We start from the raw sequence: 17,420 nt of genomic DNA on the forward strand, positions 1-17,420 counted from the left end.
ACCGTGGAACCTCACATGGAAATCGAGCGTCACGAATACGACGTCGTCGTCATCGGCGCCGGCGGAGCGGGGCTGCGGGCCGCGATCGAGGCCCGACAGCAGGGCAAACGCACCGCGATCGTCTGCAAGTCGCTGTTCGGCAAGGCGCACACCGTCATGGCCGAGGGCGGTGCCGCCGCGGCCATGGGCAACGTCAACAGCGACGACAACTGGATGGTGCACTTCCGCGACACCATGCGCGGCGGCAAGTTCCTCAACAACTGGCGGATGGCCGAGCTGCACGCCAAGGAGGCCCCGGACCGGGTCTGGGAGCTGGAGGCCTGGGGCGCGCTGTTCGACCGCACCAAGGACGGCAAGATCAGCCAGCGCAACTTCGGCGGCCACCAGTACCCCCGCCTGGCCCACGTCGGCGACCGCACCGGCCTGGAGATGATCCGCACCCTCCAGCAGCGCGTGGTCGCGCTGCAGCAGGAGGACGAGAAGCTGCACGGCGACCCCGAGGCCTACATCAGGGTCTTCCAGGAGTGCACGGTCACCCGCCTGCTCAAGACGGGCGACCGTCCCGGGGACGCCGTCTCCGGCGCCTTCGGCTACTGGCGGGAGAACGGCAGGTTCATCCTGTTCGACGCCCCCGCGGTCGTGCTGGCCACCGGCGGCATCGGCAAGTCCTACGTGGTCACCTCCAACTCCTGGGAGTACACCGGGGACGGCCACGCGCTGGCGCTGCTGGCCGGGGCGAAGCTGATCAACATGGAGTTCATCCAGTTCCACCCGACCGGGATGGTCTGGCCGCCGTCGGTCCGCGGCATCCTCGTCACCGAGTCCGTCCGGGGTGACGGCGGCGTGCTGCGCAACTCCGAGGGCAGGCGCTTCATGTTCGACTACATCCCGGACGTGTTCAAGGACCAGTACGCCACCACCGAGGAGGAGGGCGACCGCTGGTACAACGACCAGGCCAACAACCGCCGTCCCCCGGAGCTGCTCCCGCGCGACGAGGTGGCGCGCGCCATCAACGCCGAGGTGAAGGCCGGGCGGGGCTCACCCCAGGGCGGCGTCTATCTGGACGTCTCCACCCGGCTCCCGGCCGCTGAGATCACCAGGCGGCTGCCGTCGATGCACCACCAGTTCAAGGAGCTGGCCGACGTCGACATCACCAAGGAGCCCATGCAGGTCGGCCCGACCTGTCACTACATCATGGGCGGCGTCGAAGTCGACGCCGACAGCGGCGCGGCGTCCGTACCCGGCCTGTTCGCCGCCGGCGAGGTCTCCGGCGGCATGCACGGCTCCAACCGGCTGGGCGGCAATTCCCTGTCCGACCTGCTGGTCTTCGGCCGCCGGGCGGGCGCCGGGGCCTCCGCCTACGTCGACGGGCTCAAGGCCCGCCCGGCGGTCTCCGAGGAGTCGGTGGCCGCGGCGCGGGCCGAGGCGACGGCCCCCCTGGAGCGCGACGGTGAGAACCCCTACGAGGTCCACCACGAACTGCAGCGGACGATGAACGAGCTGGTCGGCATCATCCGCAAGGCCGAGGAGATCACCCAGGCCCTGGAGGCCGTGGAGAAGCTCAAGGAGCGGGCCAAGGGCGTGGGCGCGATCGGCGGCCGGATCTACAACCCCGGCTGGCACCTCGCGCTCGACCTGCGCAACATGCTGCTGGTCTCCGAGTGCGTGGCCAAGGCCGCGCTCAAGCGCGAGGAGAGCCGCGGCGGGCACACCCGCGACGACTTCCCCGGCATGTCCCCCGAGTGGCGGCGCAAGCTCCTGGTCTGCGGCGCCTCCGCCGACGGGTCGGACGTCACCGTCGAGGAGAAGGTCCAGCCCGCCATGCGCGACGACCTGATCAGCCTGTTCGACCGGGCCGAGCTGAAGAAGTACATCACCGAGAAAGAGCTGGCCGACTTCGACGCGCTGGTCAAGGAGTAGAGCCATGAGTTACAAGGCGAAGTTCCGCGTGTGGCGGGGCGAGGGCGGCGAGGGAAAGCTTGAGGATTTCACCGTCGAGGTGAACGAGGGCGAGGTCGTCCTCGACATCATCCACAGGCTCCAGGCCACCCAGGCGCCCGACCTGGCCGTACGGTGGAACTGCAAGGCCGGCAAGTGCGGTTCGTGCTCGATGGAGATCAACGGCAAGCCCCGGCTCGGCTGCATGACCCGGATGTCCACCTTCGCGGAGGACGAGACGATCACCGTGACGCCCATGAGGACGTTCCCGGTGATCAAGGACCTGGTCACGGACGTGTCGTTCAACTATCAGAAGGCGCGGGAGATCCCGTCCTTCACCCCGCCGGCCGGCGTGCAGCCGGGTGAGTACCGCATGCAGCAGATCGACGTCGAGCGGAGCCAGGAGTTCCGCAAGTGCATCGAGTGCTTCATGTGCAACAACGTCTGCCACGTGATCCGCGACCACGAGGAGAACAAGCCCGCCTTCGCCGGGCCGCGCTTCCTGATGCGGATCGCCGAGCTGGACATGCACCCCTACGACGTGGTGGACCGCAAGGACTCCGCCCAGGAGGACCACGGCCTGGGCTACTGCAACATCACCAAGTGCTGCACCGAGGTCTGCCCCGAACACATCAAGATCACCGACAACGCGCTGATCCCGATGAAGGAGCGCGTCGTCGACCGCAAGTACGACCCGCTCGTCTGGCTGGGCGACAAGATCTTCAAGCGCTCCAGGAGCACGAAGGGCTGAGGCCCGGACCGCTCGCCGTACCGGCCCGCCCAGGCGGCCGGTGCGGCGAGTTCTGCTTTTCCGGGCCTTCGCCGGCCTCCGCCGGGCGGCTCCCCCCTCAGGCGGCCGCGCCGCCGAAGAAGTCGGCCAGCGCCGGGGCCAGCACCTCGTCGGGCACGCCGTGCCAGTCGCCCTTGAGCGCCAGGTGGCGCCCCCTCGGAAGAGCCGCCGCCACCTCCTCGGCCCAGCCGCGCAGCCGGTCGTCGCTGGCCTCGCTGTTGACGACCAGGGCGGGCGCGGTGACGGCCTGGAGCGTCTCGCGGGAGACGGCCGCGGTGACCCGGCTGTCGTAGGCGAGCGTGTGCGCGATGCCCTCCAGCGCCGGGAAGAACGGGGCCTGCCGCATCCCCGCGGTCATCTCCTCGGGGACGCCGATGCTCCGGTGGAAGTGCTCGACCGCGTCGGCCCGGCGGCCGGCGGCGACGAGCTCGTCGATCTCGGCCGCGAGGTCGCCCTGGTCGTCCTCCTGCGGCCGGTCCAGGACGATCGGCGGTTCGAGGAGGGAGAGCATCGGGATCGGCAGCCCGGCCGCGGCGCCGAGCAGGCCCAGGACCGCGCCGGAGGAGAAGCCGTGGACGAACGCCCGCCCGCCGGTCGCCTCGATCACCGCCGCGAGGTCCTCCACCTCCCGCTCCACCGCGTACGGCGGGGTGTCGCCGCTCTCGCCGCGCCCGCGCCGGTCGTAGGCCACCACCGTGAACCTGTCGGCGAGGTGCCGGGCCAGCGAGCCCATGGGCCCGAACCCGCGGAACCCGCCCGCCGCGTCGACCAGGACGAGCGTCGGCCCGGTCCCCGCTTTCTCGAATGCGATGCGCGTGCCATCGCGTGACGTCACCATGGCGATCCCTTCGTCCGGCGGCCTCCGACGCTACAGAACCCCACCGACAAATCCGCGCTCCCGACCCGGGCGCCCGCCGTACCTCACGGGGTACGGCGGGCGCGGCAGCGGGAGCGGACGGGCAAAGGGCGGGAAGGACCGTACGACGGGGCAGGCCGGTGGGGCGGCGTGGCAGAGCGCAGGCGGAGCCGTACGGCGGGCACGGATCAGGGGCGGCGTGGCAGAGGGCGGGCGGGGCCGTGCCGCGGGCCTACGGGCGCTTGCGGCGGAACAGGCCGCGCTTCTGCTTGCCCGGGCCCTTTTCGGGGAGCGGGTAGACCGCCGTGGCGCCGCCGGGCGGGACGTCCTGGGGCGGCGGACCGGCGGGCCCCTGCCACTGCGGCGGGGGCTGCTCCGGGAACCTCATCGTGCCGCCCGGACCGTCGGCCGGACCCTGGGGGCCGCCCGTGGGACCGGCCGGACCCTGGAACGGACCGCCGGCGGGATCCACCGGACCCTGGAACTGACCACCGGGAGCGTCCGCCGGACCCCGGGACGGGCCGGCCGGCGATCCACCGGGAGCGAACCAGGCGTCGGGCACGGGCGGCGGGAGGTCGGGACCCGGTCCCTGAGCGCCGGGCTGTCCGAAGTCATGTCCCGTGACCTGCGGACCGAGCGGTCCACGGTCGTGTCCGGAGCCCTGCGGCCCCGCGTCCTGGAGGCCGGGATCCTGGGGGAAGCGGTCCGAGGCGGCCGGGCCCTGCGGGGACTGCTCCTGCAGAGCGGGATCCTGCGGGAAGGGAGGGCCGGAGAAGTCGCCCAGGCCCTGCGGATGCGCGGCCGACGGGTCGCCGGGGCGCCCGTGCCCGCCCTGGTCGCCGGGAGCGGCGGGGGGCTCGAACCACGAGGACTGGCCGGGGGCCTGCGGGGCGTCGAAGCCGTAGAAGGGCTGCTCGGAGCCGGGCGGCGGCGCGTAGGCCGTCGTCTGCTGGTCGTAGAGCGTCTGGTCGTAGGCCGCCTGGTCGTAGCCCTGGGGGTACTGCTCGGGGAGGTAGCCCTCGGGGTAGACCGGGGGATACATCTGCATCGGGACGAAGCTGATGATCGGGGCGTACGCCGCGCCCCCCTGGTAGGCGGGGTGCGGGAAGCCCGCCGACGCGTACCCCGGGCCCGCCGGATAGGCGGCGGGGTCCATGGCCCGGGGCCCGGCCCGGCGGACCGCGGCGGCGTGGGCCAGGCGGCGCAGCCTGCCCTCGAAGATCAGGATGGCGAACACCACGAGCAGGACCAGGATCAGCGCCGGGATGCCGAGCTGCTGGCTCAGCGCGGTCGTGTTGTACTCGGAGCCCGCGTTGCGGATCTCGTACGGCACCGTGGAGGAGTCGGGCTCGAACGAGCTGGCGCCCGTCTCCGGCGTCACCGTCGGGATCGCGGTCTGCGTCGGCTGGGTGCTGGGGAACACGACGTCGGGGTCGGTGGCCGTCTCCGAGGGCACGACGGGCGGCGGCTGGACCGGGGCCGTGGTCGCCGGGGCCGGCGGCGCGGTCGTGGCGGGCGCCGTCGTGGCGGGCGCCGTCGTGGCCGGCGGCTTCGTCGTGGTCTTCGTCGGCGTGACGGTGACCGTGGCGGTCACGGTGACCTGGTCGGTCGAGGTGCTCGTGGGCTCGGGGTTGGGGTCGTCCGGGTTGTGGGTGATCGTGACGGTGACGACCGGCGTGGGGTCGCACTCCGCGGAGGGATCGACGTCGCATCCCGGGATGGAGGTGGGGCCGGCGATGACCGCCCTGGTGGAGGCGTCCGCCTGGCCGGAGCCGGCGAGCGCCCCGGCGGCGATCGTGATCATGCCGCTCAGCCCCAGGGAGAGGGCCACGGCCGAGACGGCCGCCACACGGCGAGATCTCGTCACCGACGCCTCCGTGAAATCCCGCACTTCTCAGGTCGAGGAAATTCTAGTGCGGTAAAAATAACAGCAAAGCACCTTTTACAGTACAGCTCGCGAAGCGCGCCTCCGCTGGATCCTCGCTTGCAGCCACAACAGGCCGAGCAGTCCGCCGATCGCGACCCCCGCCGCGGGAAGTCCGCGGATTCCTTTCAGGTCCTCACTTGACTGGCCCACGGTACGCATCTCCGGCTGCGAGCCGCCCGGGTCCATGGGCAGCGGCGCCCCCAGCGGCTCCGAGCCCGACAGGCCCGGCGGTACGGCCGGGGGCGGCGCGGCCGGGGGCATCCGGACCCCGGGAGGGGCCCAGGCGCCGGGGGTCTGGGCCGCCGCCGGCGGCGGGAAGCTCGGCGCGGCGGGAGCCGGGGCGACGGTCACCGGGCTCGTGTACAGGTCTCCGATGATGATCGGGTACGGGGCCTGGGGAGTCTGCGGGAGCTGCGCGCTCTGCGTGCCCTGCGGATCGGGCTCGCCCTGCGAGGACTCCGGCAGCAGTTCACTGCCCAGGTCTCCGGCGTACGGGTCCTCTCCCCGGTTCTCCTTTTCGCGGTCTTTCTTTTTCCGCGGCTCGTCCGGCTCCGGCCATTTCGGCAGCACCGTGGCCCGGGGCTCCTCCTCGGGATCGTCCGGGGTGGAGGGGGCCGGCTTGAGCGGCGCCGGCTTGCCCGGAGGCGTGCCGGGCCTGCCGGGCGACGTGCCCGGCTTGGACGGCAGCTTGCCGGGGATCGCCGGGATGGGCGAGACCGGGGGCACGGGGGGGACCGACCCCTCCCCTTCCTGGGCCGGGCACCCCGGATCGGCGGACACGGCCTCCGCGCCGCCCTCTCCGCCCCCGGCCGGGTCTCCGGCGCACTCCCCTCCGGACCCGGACGAGCCCTCAGAGCCGGACGAGCCCTCAGAGCCGGAAGAGCCCTCGGACCCGGGCGAACCCTCCGGCCCGGACGGGCCCTCCGGAACGTCACCCTCGGATCCCGGCGGGCCGTCCGGGACATCACCCTCAGACCCCGGCGGGCCGTCCGGGACGTCACCCTCGAAACCGACCGCCTCCCCATCGGGTCCGGCCGGGGCGTCGGGGGCCTCCTCCGGAGCCTCCGGCACGTCGGACGGGGAACCGGAGAGGCTCTCCAGGGCCGCCACGAGCCCGGCCAGGTCACCCTCGTCATGGTCGCGCAGCCAGCGCCACAGCTCCTCCGCGCTCTCCCGCTGCTCCTGGAGCAGGCTCCAGATATCGTCCGTCTCGTGCTCCCGGAGCCACCGCCTGAGCTCCTCCGCCTCCTCGGCGTGCTCCTGGAGCCAGTCCTCCGGCCGCTCCTGGCCCTGCCCCCCGAGCCGGTCCTCCAGCCGCTCGCCCTCTCCCAGGGCGCGCAGCCACGAGGCGAGATCCTCGGCCGCGGAGTGGCCGGACACGACGGGCGCGTCCCCGAGCGCGTCCGTCACGGGCGTGTCCGCCACCGCCATCGCACCGGGAGCCAGCGCCCCCGTGCCCACGGCCGACACCACCACGACATGCCTCAGCCATCCGGTTACCCCGCTCACCGTACGTCTCCGATCCCCCGACTCGGACGTACGAGGACAGCACGCCCAGTAGCTGTTATGTCACCATGCGCTCACTTTCAACCCTCACGCATGAGGTCTCGCACGGCGTTCACGATCGGCAGGTCGGCGGGCAGCCAGGGCACGTCGTACAGCTCGTCCGGGGTGAGCCAGCGCAGGTCATGGTGCTCCTTGGCCTCCGGGGTCCCCTCCACGATCACCGCGAACCAGACCCGGAGCACGTAGCCCTTCGTGAGCGGCCAGTCGCCGCCGACCCGCTCGCCGATCTCGATCAGGACGCCGAGTTCCTCGTGGCACTCGCGGATCAGCGCCTCGTGGTCGTCCTCCCCCGGGTCGACCTTCCCGCCCGGGAACTCCCAGCCCCCGGCGAGCTCGGGCGGCTCGGCGCGCTGGGCGGCCAGCAGCCGGCCCGCCCCGTCGACGATCGCGGCCCCCACGACGATTTTCTCCACGCTTTCCATGAGCCTCGATTCTGTCCCATGGGCGGTACGGCCTAACCCTGCTCCCTCAGTTCGAGCTGGGCCCGGATGGCGGGGTTCTGGAGAGGGCGGGTGAAGCCGACGATGCCGGTGCGGGTCCGGTAGGACGTGACCTTGATCGGGCCGCACAGGCGGCACCTGGCCTCGACCATCTTGCCCGGTGAGACCACCATGCCCACGTGCCCCGGCCTGTCGGGGCCGGTGCCCGGACCGGCGTTGAAGAAGACCAGGTCCCCGGCCTGCTCCTGGCCGGCCTCGACCTTCACACCGAACGGCCACTGGCCGAAGGTGGTGCGCGGGATGGACAGGCCGACGCTCCGGTAGGCCATGTAGATGATCCCCGAGCAGTCGAAGGCGTCGGGCCCCGTGCCGCCCCACAGGTACGGCTTGCCGCGCTGGGCCAGCGCGTAGGAGAGGATCTGCGCCACCACGTCGTCGGGCGCCGCCGCCACCAGCGGCGGGTCGCAGGCGGGCTCCGCCTCCGGCGGGGTGCCGACCTCGCCGTCCTCGGCGTACTTGCCGGCGACCTCCATGACCTGGTCCACGTACCACCAGGCCCGGTTGTAGACGAACAGCGCCCGCCGTACGTCCTCCGGCGCCCCGTTGCGCTTGAGCATCTTCGCCGCGCCGAGGATGGCGTCCGCCGGGTTGTAGACGTCGGCCCAGCCGTCGCCGTCGCCGTCGGAGGCGTAGCCGTTGAACTCCGACGGGATCTTGATCTTCGCCTTGCCGCCCCAGGTACTGATCAGGAACTGCATCGGCCCCGCGGCCCCGGCGTAGTTGGTCCCGCTCTGCACGCCCGGGAGCGTGGAGCGCCCGTGGTCGGTCTCGCGCTTGCCGACCCCGGCCAGCACGTTCCACTGCACGCCGACCTTCTCGCCGTGCTCGCGGTACAGCTCCAGGTACTCCGGCGGGATGTCGGAGGTCGCCGTCTCGGAGGCGCCGGCCGGCCGGCCCGCGCTCTCCTCGCAGTCGGGGATGTCGCCCCCGCCGGTGAACGAGGGGAAGGTGCTCACCATCATCATCGGGGCCATGACCAGGGTCACCAGGCAGATCCCGGCGACGGCGAGGACCAGGATGATCCGTGCCCTCCCGCCGCTCATCCGTCCGTCTCCGCGGCCCGGTCGTCGCCCTCCTGCCCGTCCGCGGCCGGCTGGAGGTCGTGGACCCGCCAGCCGGAGCCGACCGGGACGAGTGTGACGGCGTACTCGTCGGTGCGGTCACGCCTGCCGCTCTTGGCGGTGATCTGCTCGGTGGCGGTGACCACGAACACCACCGAGGAGTCCTGGATCTGCCGGATCTCCTTGACCTTCGCCGATCCGGCCGAGACCACCTCGTCGGCGCTGTTGGCCTCCGCGAAGCCCGGCGCCGTGCGCGCCCGCACCAGCGTGTCGCCGAACTCCGCCGTGGCGTAGCCCCGCAGCCGCTCCCCCGCGGCCACCGGGTCCTCGTCGTAGCGGTAGGTCCCGTACTCGGCGGCGAAGCGCTCGGCGTAGTCGGCGGCGGCGGCCAGCTCCTGCTTGCTCATCGGCAGGTAGGAGTAGACGTCGAAGGGCGCGTCGCTCGCCGTCGCCTCCGGGCGCGACGGCTCCGCGGACGCCCGCGCCGTCGCCGGTGCGGTACGGCCGACGCCCGCGGACTCGGCCCGCGGCCGCTCACCGGCCTCGGACCCCGGAGAGCCCGAGGACATGGTCAGGTACACCCCGACCGCGGCGAGCACCGCCACGAGCACCGCGAAGACGACCCCCCTGCGGCCGCCCGGCTCCGACATCGTCAGTCCTTGTCCGGGTTGGACGGGCGGAGCCAGAAGGGCGTGGGCGCCTCATCGGCCCGCTTGCCCCGGTCGGACCGGCCGGACAGCCAGAGCGGGGGCGCCTCGGAGGCGCGGTCCGAACGGCCGGAGTCGCCGCCGCGCGAACCCCCCGATCCCCGCGAACCGCCGAAGATGCTCCCGCCGGAGTCGGAGGAACCGCGCGAGCCGCCCGAGGAGCCCCGTGAGCCGCCGCCGAAGATGCTGCCGCCCGACGAGCCGGAGGACGTCCGGGAACCGCCGGAGGAACCGCGCGGACCGGTGTTCCGCGAGCCGCCGGAGGAACCGCGCGAGCCGCCCGAGGAGCCTCGCGAGCCGCCGCCGAAGATGCTGCCGCCCGACGAGCCGGAGGACGCCCGGGAACCGCCGGAGGACGGGGCGGGCGCCGAGCCGCCGCCCGAGCCCGAAGCGTTCTGGGAGGCCCAGCCTCCGCCGGACCGCCCGCCGAACCAGCCGCCGGCGCTCCCGGTGCGTGCGGGAGTGCCGCCGCCGGTGCTCTCGCCGCGTGCGGGGGCGCCGCCGCCGGTGCTTGCGCCGCGGGCGGGGGGCACGGTGCCCGCCGTACGGCCTCCGGACAGGTTGAGCGGCGGCGCCGCGCCGGTGCGCGGGGCGGTGACCGGACGGCCCACGCCCTTGCGCCGCGCGCCCGACTGGGCGTCGGTGTCCAGCGGCGCGGGCTGTCCCGCCACCGGGACCCGGGTGCCCGAGGGCGTGCCCGCCGCCGCACCGCCCTCCTCGCCGCGGAGCTTGCCCTGGGCGACCGCGGCCGCCGCTCCGGCGGACGCCCCCCCGGCCACCGCGGCCGCCTGCAGCAGGGGCTCGGCCTTGCGCGTGCCCCACCGGCCGGCCCGCACCGCCGCGACCGGCGGCAGCACGCCCGCCGCCCGCTGCAGGGTGGGCGCGCTGGCCGCCTCGCCCAGCACCCGGGTGGTGAAGGTGTGCCCGTCCATCGAGGCGAACAGGTGCTGGAAGGGGCGCCGGTAGAAGAAGACCGCGATGGTCAGCAGCGCCATGAACATGACCTGCATGCCCCACGGCATGGCGGCGGAGATGATCAGGGCGTAGCCGTACACCAGCACGCCCAGCACCAGCGCCAGCACGGCCTGCCGCAGGAGCGTGCCGACCAGCATCTCCACCCAGCGCATCGCGATGATCCGGCCCGAGCCCGGATGCACGCCGATCAGCAGGAAGACCGGCGCGAGGATCAGCAATAACAGGAACCCGACCTTCAGCACCAGCAGCGAGACCGCCACCAGGAAGATCAGCAACCCGGCGACCACCGCGGCCATGAGCGCGCCGATCGCGATGCCGAGCCGGCTGGTCCAGTCCTTGCCCTGCAGGAGGAAGTAGATCGGGGTGTTCTTCAGGTAGGTGACGACCTCCTGCTCGTACCGGGCCTGATGGGCGCTGCTGCTGGGCAGCTGGGCGGCCTTCTGCTCGGCCAGGTCGATGGCCTGGATGTCCAGCACCTTGGGCCCGAAGTCGCGCACCACCGGAGCGTCGGCGTCGGCGGTGCCGAACATGCCCATCAGCCACGGCTTGCAGACCAGGGTGGACCACAGGGCGTCGGCGTTCTGTTCCACCGCCGGGACGCCCGTGCGGCCGTAGCCGCCGGCCTGCGCCTGCGGGCTGGTCTCCCCCTTGGCCGGTATGCACGACGCCCCGCCCGCGCCGGGCAGGCCGGAGAAGGCCGAGTTGACGACCTCTCCGGTCTTGTCGGTGACGATCTTGCCCATCCCGGTGAGGTCGCCGGGACGGCTGAAGAACCACACCGCGACGGTGACCGCGAGCACCATCCAGATGACGCCCTCGGCGGTCGTGGTCGCGCGCTTGCGGATCAGGCCGTACCAGGCCAGCCAGATGGCCCCGAGGATCACGACGGGCCGCAGGTACGGCCAGTACATCGCGTTGGACAGGCTGACCACGATGTCGTCGACCACGTTCTTGATCGACTCCAGCGGCCCCTCGGTGGCCGCCGCCTGGTAGGTCGTGATGGTCAGCCGGTCCAGCGCCTTGGCCCAGGAGAAGACCGTGTTGGCCCAGGCGTTGCCCAGCACCGCGGCGACGTCGTCGCAGCCGAGCTCGTTGGTGTGCCAGAACTGACCGCTCATGCCGTAGGTGGCGTAGTTCGACTGCACGCCCGAAGGCTGCGCCGCCGCACCCTCGACGGGCGGGGGCTCGACCAGGCCGTCCACTCCGGCGCCGACGACCTCGGGGGCCAGATCGGGCGAGAGGTCGCAGGGCGCCGCGGCCGCGATGGACCCGCCTGTGGGGAACACCAGCGGCAGTGCCGTGAACGCCACCAGCGCCACGAGCGCCACGGCGATCCGGCGACCGACTCGCCCGCCGGACCGTCCCGGACGCCGCCTGAGCGTCCATCCGCCGACGGCACGTCCCGGCCACCGGCGCGAACGTCTCCCACGGGGAGGATTCGATCCCTCGTCGGAGTCCTTCATGACCGCACCTCCAGCGCCGCAGCCGCCGCCTGACCGACTCTGTCGCCCCCAGGAAGATCATGCACGTTCTCGTGGGGTTTGTCGTGGGTGGGATTCGTGTCGAGCCAGCTCAGCAGCTCACCGGAGATGAGATCCACCCCGATGCGGCCCGCACGGCCGTCCAGGTCGCGGAACACGCACTCGCCGTTGCCCAGCAAGCGCAGCACCGCCTTGTGCTCCTCGGAGGGATCGACCCCGAGCAGCGCCATGACGTTCTCCACCTCGACGCGCTCGGTGGAGCGGAAGGCGAACACCGACGACAGACAGTTCGTCACCTGCTCGTTCAGCAGGTCGCCGGCGTTCTGCGAGACCAGGACGAGCGCGGTGTTGCGCGAGCGGCCCATCCGGCTCACCTCGGGCACCAGCTTGGCGCCCTCAGGCGTGGAGGTGATCGCCCACGCCTCGTCCAGGAAGATCGCCTTGGGGGTCCGCCGGTCCAGGCCGTTCATCAGGCCCCGGGCGAACTGGGCGACCAGGTACAGCAGCGCCACCGACAGCCGCTGCTCGTAGGAGTAGTCGTCGCGGCCGGTGGTGGCGTCCGGCAGGGTCAGGCCGCCGAGGGTGAAGACCGTGGTCCAGCCCTGGGTGTCGATCTGGTCGCCGCCGGAGGGGTCGAAGCAGAGCCGGGCCAGGTGCATCTCCGACATCGAGCGCAGCACGGCGCCCAGGTTCTTGGAGGCGGCGTCCTCGGCCTGCTCCAGGAAGTCGACGACCTTGCCCAGCGAGGGGGCCTCGCCGTTGGAGACCGCCGCCACCGCCTGGATCATCGCCGACTCGCGCTCCTCCGACATGCGCGGCAGCAGCAGCCGCAGCGTCTCGGTGGCCATCGTCTTCTTGGCCGCGAGATCCTCTCCGAAGGAGAACGGGTCGAGCAATCCCGGCGCGGCCGAGCCGAGCGGGATGATCCGCGCCTTCCTGCCCCGCTCCTGCAGGAGCCGGACCAGGGAGTCGGCGTCGCCCTTGGGGTCGATCACCGCCACCGTGACCCCGCGCATCGCCATCTGGTAGATCATCAACAGCGCCAGCGTGGTCTTGCCGCCGCCCGGCTCACCGGTGATCGCGATGGCCGTCGGCCGGTTGCGCGCCGCCGCCACGAGCGGGTCGAAGTGCACGATGCTGCGGGCCCGGCCCAGGGTCTCCCCGATGTACGGCCCCGCCCAGCCGGCGTTCGTCTCGTCCACCCGGTCGCCGAGGTCCACCGTGGCGGTGGCCATGCCGCCCGCGATGGTGCGCAGCGGCTGCCGCTGGGCGTAGGCGTTGACCCGCACCCGCTCGCCGGGTAACGCCTCGCAGAACAGCGAGAACTGGTCGCCGGTGGAGTTGACGATGTCGATGCCCATGTCGCGGTAGTGCTCCACGACCGCCTCGACCCGCTGCACGCAGATCTCCTCGGTGGGGGCGGAGACGATCAGCCGGTGCCAGCCGTACACGAACGGCAGGCGCTCCTTGGTGATGCCGTGCTCCAGCATCCGGGCCGCGTCGATCTGCTCGGCCAGCGCCAGCGGCGCCTCCGCGCCCGCCTCCCGGATGTGGATGTCCATGTCACGGGCGTGGGCGAGCTTGCGCGCGACGTCCTTGCTGGCCTTGACCGGGGGGATCAGCCGCATCCGGGAGCTGATCTCGACGGGGAAGGGCAGCTGGTCGGCGAAGTGCATCCACGGCTCGCCGTCGGGGAAGGGCATCAGGTCGGGGAAGCGGGCGAAGGACAGGTGGGCGACGTAGGAGTCGCCGTGCGGCTGCTCGATCCGCAGCAGCGACCTGCCGTTGTGGATCTGCCCCTCGACCAGGGACTCGATCTCCCCCTTGCCCCACCGGCGTTTCGGGCTGGCCGAGGCGGGCGGGTCGCCCAGGGATCCGGTCGCGGCGTGCTGGAACAGCCAGGCGATCTCGGTGGAGGTGGCGTGCCGGGCGTACAGGGCGCTGGCCCCCAGGGCCCGCCCGAGCCGCTCGGCCGACTCGGTCCACCGGGTGATCTCGGCCTTGGGGATCTGGTCGTCCTCGATGCCCAGGGCCTTCTCGCTGCGCTGGTAGAAGCCGAAGAGCTGGGCGAACACCCCGGTGCCCAGCTGCACGCCCCGCTGGCCGAGCCGTACGCCGAGGTAGACCTCCTTGTTCCAGAAGTCCTTGGCCCAGACGTGGCGGTACATCTCCTCCAGATAGTCGCGCCAGCCCGGCCCCTCGTCGGAGGTCGCGTTGAGCGCCATCGCCCACTCCGCCGCCGGGTAGGTGCGGTGCGCCACCCGCAGGTGCACCTCGGCGTCCGGCATCCTGATCGCCGCGAGCGCGATCGTGATGTTGGTGGCCAGCGCCTCCCGCTCCTCGGGGGTGATGAACTCGTAGCTCACGGTCGGGAGGCGGAAGTACGCCCACGCCGCCGAGTCGGTCAGCAGGATCCGGTCGTCGAAGTAACGGACGGCCAGGCGGCTGCGGGCCCGCGACGCACGGCTCATACGCCCTCCTCCGGCCGCACGGCCCGATCGGCCGCTGTCGGGGACAGCTCGTCTTGTCGCGTCCCGGGGATCACTGGGCCAGTTCCTCCTCGTTCGTTCGCGCCGCCCGCGCCGCTCCGAAGCCGGCCACCACCACACCGGCCAGCGCGAGATACGCCCGTCGGCCGGCCGCGCGCAGGTGGGACGGTTCCACCCGATCGGACCTGCCGGGAGCCAATTCGTCCTCCCAGGGCACACGGACGATGGCCCGGCACCTTCCCCGCGCCACCGCCTCCGCCTGCTCGACGTCACCCATGCTCCGGCGGCTCACCCCGTTGACGACCATGACCGCCCGCCGGCGCAGGTCCTCGCAGCCGTGCCCGTCGAGCCACTCGTAGGTCATCGCCACCGCGTCCGGCCCGTCCTCGCTGGCCGGGGCGACCAGGACCAGCTGGTCGGCGTACGGCAGGACCCGGGCGGCCAGCGCCGCCGCGGGGTCCACGACGATCAGCTTGTAGTGCAGGTCCAGCAGGTCCATCGTCCGGCCGAGCCTGTGGTCGGAGAACAGCGCCCGGTCCGCCAGGCGCTGCTCGGCGCCCGCGTCGGTATCGCCCGCCAGGACCTCCAGACCGGAGGCGCAGCGGCTGGTGTAGGCCCGCATGCCCAGATAGCCCTGGACGTTGTCCAGGTTCGCCAGCAGGGAGCCCAGCGTCTCGGGCGACTCCTCCTCGATCCGCCCCGACAGCGGATGCGGCCCGGCCCCGGCGTCGACCGCGAGCACCCGGTCCTCGCGGTAGCGGGCGAGCGTGTGTCCCAGCATGAGCGCCGTGGTGGTCTGACCCGCGCCACCGGTGCACCCCAGCACGACCACCCTGCGGCTGCCGCTGAAGATCCCCTTGGCCCGCGCCTCGTCGATCTCCGACCCGTCCGTACGGCTCCCGCTCCCGGGGCCCATCACGACCTGGGCCAGCCGCCGCCATCCCCCTTCGGAGTCACGCCCGACGACCGACTCGACCCTGCGGACCCTGGCCTCCCCACGCCCCGGCCCGCTCTCGCCCCGCCCCGCCCTGGGCACCGGCACCCCGGGATCGGCCTCCCCCGCGGTCCCCGAGGGAACCGCCCGGATGGAGACGTTCCCCGGCACGATCATCGGCCGCTCCGGCCCCCGACCCCACCGATCCTGCCCGGTCCGCTCGCCTTGCCCCTCACCGGCCCGCTGCCCGCTCTGAGCCGCCCCACCCTGCCCGGTCCGGCCTTCAGCCTGCTGCCCGCTCTGCTCGGCCGCCCGGACTTCATCGGCCTTCCGGGCCGCCGTTTCCCGGGTCTGCTCCTCAGCCTGACGTCCGGTTCGAGACTGGGCCTGCTCCCCGGCCCGATGTCCGGTCCGGGGCTGCGCCTCACCGGCCAGATCCGCCGATCTCCGCCCGGGCCGGATCGCCGCCGGTTGCCCGGTCGAGGAGTCGCTCTTGCCGATGGGCGACGGCTGCCCGCGGCGGTGCTGGGCGCGTACGCCCTCGTCCGTCTCCGCCCTCGTCCCGGCGCCCTGCGACTCGGCCGGAGCCTTACCGGATGGCTCCTCCGAGACTCTGCCGGAAGCCGTACCCTCCAGGCCGCCCTCGGCCCGAGCCGGAGAATCCTCGGCCGTGAACGGCCGAGCCGCCGAAGTCCGCTCCGCGGGAACCGCATCCTCCGGGCCACCCTCGGCCCGGCCTGAAGGAACCTCGGTGGGGAACGGCCCGGCGGACGGAGGGATCTGAGCCGGAGGCGAAGGGGTGCGCGGTGGCAGGGGCGGGGAGACCCGGTCGGCCTCGGCGGAGGCGGCGAGCCTGCGCAGGCGGCGTAGCGCCTCGGTGTCGATCGGGGTGGCGCGTCCGCCCGTCGCCCGTGCGGGTCGCGGTGCCGTACCCCCGGAGGGCTCGGCCGGTTCGGCACGCTCCTGCGGTGCGGCGTGGGACTCTTCCACCGAACCCGCACCCGAGCCCGAACCCGATCCGGCGGGCACTCCGGAGGAGGACGCGGATCCGGCCGGAGTGGCGGGAGCCGCCCCGGACGAGGAGGCGGGAGCGGCCGATGTCGCGGAGACCGACCCCGGGGAGGCGTCCGAAGCAGCGGGCTCGGACGAGGTGATCGGAGCGGTGGACTCGGACGAGGTGGCCGGAGCGCCGGGATGGACCGGCACGTCGGAACCCACCGATCCCACCTGTTCGGCGGAACCGGCCGGCTCCGCCCGCGCGGTGGAGTTCACCGGCTCCGCCGCGGCAGAACCCGTCGACTCCGCCCGCGCGGTGGAGTCGACGGCCTCCGGCCGTGCGCTGGAACTCCCCGACTCCGGTCGTGCGGTGGAAGGGGTCCCCTCCGGTGCCGGTGCCGGTGCCGACGCCACGAGACGATCACCCCGTGTGCCGCGCCTTTCAGGATCGGCCGACTTCGCGGCCACGAGCTTGTCGGCTCGCGCGGGTCGCGTGCCGGGGACGGGCCGTACGTCGGGCGCAGGCCGTACATCGGGCACGGACCGCAGGTCGGAGACGGGTCGCACATCGGGCCGCGCGTCAGAGGCGGGCCGGGGGGACGGGGGCGCATCGGCGGGCGGGGCGGCATGGCCGAGGGCGGGGGCGGTGCCCTTGCGGGGGGCGACGGCCGTGCCCCAGACCACGCGGTCGCCGGCGACCGGTGCGGAGGCCGCCGCGGCGGCGGCAGCGGCCACGGCGGGGCGGACCGTCCGCGAGGGGGAGACCGCCCGCTTCGGCTGCGCGTGGCGTGCCCGGCGGGTGGCCTTGACCCGGACCGGCGCGGCGGGCTGGGGGGTGGCGCGCCAGACCCGGCCGGTGAGGGCGATCTCCGTGGGTTCCGCGTCGGGGGCCATCCTGCACCAGGTCCGCGGCTCGCCCATGTAGCGCACCTGCGACTGCAGCAGCTCCGTGAGCCTCTTGCTCTCGATCACCGGCCGGGTGGAGAGCCAGGTCACCACTCCCGGCGGAACCAGGTAGACGACGTGCCAGGGAGTCTCGAAGGGCACACCGACCAGCCACAGCAGGAGCGACCACGGTGCTATCACACCCACGAACACACCGATCCAGACAATCGGAAGCGGCATCGGCAGCCGTAGGTCGTACAGCTTGTAGAGCCGCTTCTCAATTCGCCAGATATTGGTATAAGTGGGCAGATCCAC

Annotated in this window: 11 protein-coding genes; 2 read left to right on the forward strand and 9 right to left on the reverse strand. The window is 73.0% G+C overall.

All coding sequences use genetic code 11. The annotated features are described in order from the left end of the window. The first annotated feature begins 15 nt into the window (after positions 1–15). Complete coding sequence (locus Pta02_RS04850) at positions 16–1,920, forward strand: fumarate reductase/succinate dehydrogenase flavoprotein subunit (protein ID WP_203873437.1); 1,905 nt, start codon at positions 16–18, stop codon at positions 1,918–1,920. Positions 1,921–1,924: 4 nt separating this feature from the next. Then, positions 1,925–2,689, forward strand: a complete 765-nt coding sequence (locus Pta02_RS04855; protein ID WP_203873438.1) for a succinate dehydrogenase/fumarate reductase iron-sulfur subunit — start codon at positions 1,925–1,927, stop codon at positions 2,687–2,689. A 97-nt stretch (positions 2,690–2,786) separates the two neighbouring features. On the opposite strand, the gene Pta02_RS04860 is transcribed toward Pta02_RS04855, so the two are convergent. The 9 genes from Pta02_RS04860 to Pta02_RS04900 form a co-directional block, all read right to left on the reverse strand. Continuing rightward, the gene (locus tag Pta02_RS04860; protein WP_373872342.1) at positions 2,787–3,566 is read right to left on the reverse strand and encodes an alpha/beta fold hydrolase; all 780 of its coding nucleotides are present in this window, start codon (positions 3,564–3,566) and stop codon (positions 2,787–2,789) included. Positions 3,567–3,816: 250 nt separating this feature from the next. Continuing rightward, positions 3,817–5,451, reverse strand: a complete 1,635-nt coding sequence (locus Pta02_RS04865; protein ID WP_203873440.1) for a hypothetical protein — start codon at positions 5,449–5,451, stop codon at positions 3,817–3,819. A 75-nt stretch (positions 5,452–5,526) separates the two neighbouring features. Then, a complete protein-coding gene (locus Pta02_RS04870) occupies positions 5,527–7,020 on the reverse strand; it encodes a hypothetical protein (protein ID WP_203873441.1) in 1,494 nt (497 codons plus the stop codon). A 77-nt stretch (positions 7,021–7,097) separates the two neighbouring features. Then, positions 7,098–7,499: a (deoxy)nucleoside triphosphate pyrophosphohydrolase gene (locus Pta02_RS04875; RefSeq protein WP_203873442.1), complete on the reverse strand. Its 402-nt coding sequence runs from the start codon at positions 7,497–7,499 to the stop codon at positions 7,098–7,100. A 32-nt stretch (positions 7,500–7,531) separates the two neighbouring features. Then, positions 7,532–8,620, reverse strand: a complete 1,089-nt coding sequence (locus tag Pta02_RS04880) for a C40 family peptidase (protein WP_203873443.1) — start codon at positions 8,618–8,620, stop codon at positions 7,532–7,534. Next, the gene (locus Pta02_RS04885; RefSeq protein WP_203873444.1) at positions 8,617–9,288 is read right to left on the reverse strand and encodes a hypothetical protein; all 672 of its coding nucleotides are present in this window, start codon (positions 9,286–9,288) and stop codon (positions 8,617–8,619) included. The genes Pta02_RS04880 and Pta02_RS04885 overlap by 4 nt, the downstream gene beginning before the upstream one ends. A 2-nt stretch (positions 9,289–9,290) precedes the next feature. Beyond that, positions 9,291–11,648, reverse strand: a complete 2,358-nt coding sequence (locus Pta02_RS04890) for a type IV secretion system protein (RefSeq protein ID WP_239129587.1) — start codon at positions 11,646–11,648, stop codon at positions 9,291–9,293. Between the two features lie 131 nt (positions 11,649–11,779). Next, positions 11,780–14,272 carry an ATP-binding protein gene (locus Pta02_RS04895; RefSeq protein WP_203873446.1) on the reverse strand — a complete coding sequence of 831 codons (2,493 nt, stop codon included), beginning with the start codon at positions 14,270–14,272 and terminating at the stop codon, positions 11,780–11,782. A gap of 70 nt (positions 14,273–14,342) precedes the next feature. Continuing rightward, the gene (locus tag Pta02_RS04900) at positions 14,343–17,420 is read right to left on the reverse strand and encodes a TcpE family conjugal transfer membrane protein (protein WP_203873447.1); all 3,078 of its coding nucleotides are present in this window, start codon (positions 17,418–17,420) and stop codon (positions 14,343–14,345) included.

This window comes from Paraplanobispora takensis (assembly GCF_016863195.1).
In the GTDB taxonomy this organism is placed as follows: domain Bacteria; phylum Actinomycetota; class Actinomycetes; order Streptosporangiales; family Streptosporangiaceae; genus Planobispora; species Planobispora takensis.

Excerpts from the sequence above, each read along its gene's own strand:
- Pta02_RS04885 (WP_203873444.1), bottom strand. The coding sequence starts at position 9,288 with ATGTCGGAGCCGGGCGGCCGCAGGGGGGTCGTCTTCGCGGTGCTCGTG.
- Pta02_RS04875 (WP_203873442.1), bottom strand. The coding sequence starts at position 7,499 with ATGGAAAGCGTGGAGAAAATCGTCGTGGGGGCCGCGATCGTCGACGGG.
- Pta02_RS04850 (WP_203873437.1), top strand. The coding sequence starts at position 16 with ATGGAAATCGAGCGTCACGAATACGACGTCGTCGTCATCGGCGCCGGC.
- Pta02_RS04860 (WP_373872342.1), bottom strand. The coding sequence starts at position 3,566 with ATGGTGACGTCACGCGATGGCACGCGCATCGCATTCGAGAAAGCGGGG.
- Pta02_RS04855 (WP_203873438.1), top strand. The coding sequence starts at position 1,925 with ATGAGTTACAAGGCGAAGTTCCGCGTGTGGCGGGGCGAGGGCGGCGAG.
- Pta02_RS04895 (WP_203873446.1), bottom strand. The coding sequence starts at position 14,272 with ATGAGCCGTGCGTCGCGGGCCCGCAGCCGCCTGGCCGTCCGTTACTTC.
- Pta02_RS04880 (WP_203873443.1), bottom strand. The coding sequence starts at position 8,620 with ATGAGCGGCGGGAGGGCACGGATCATCCTGGTCCTCGCCGTCGCCGGG.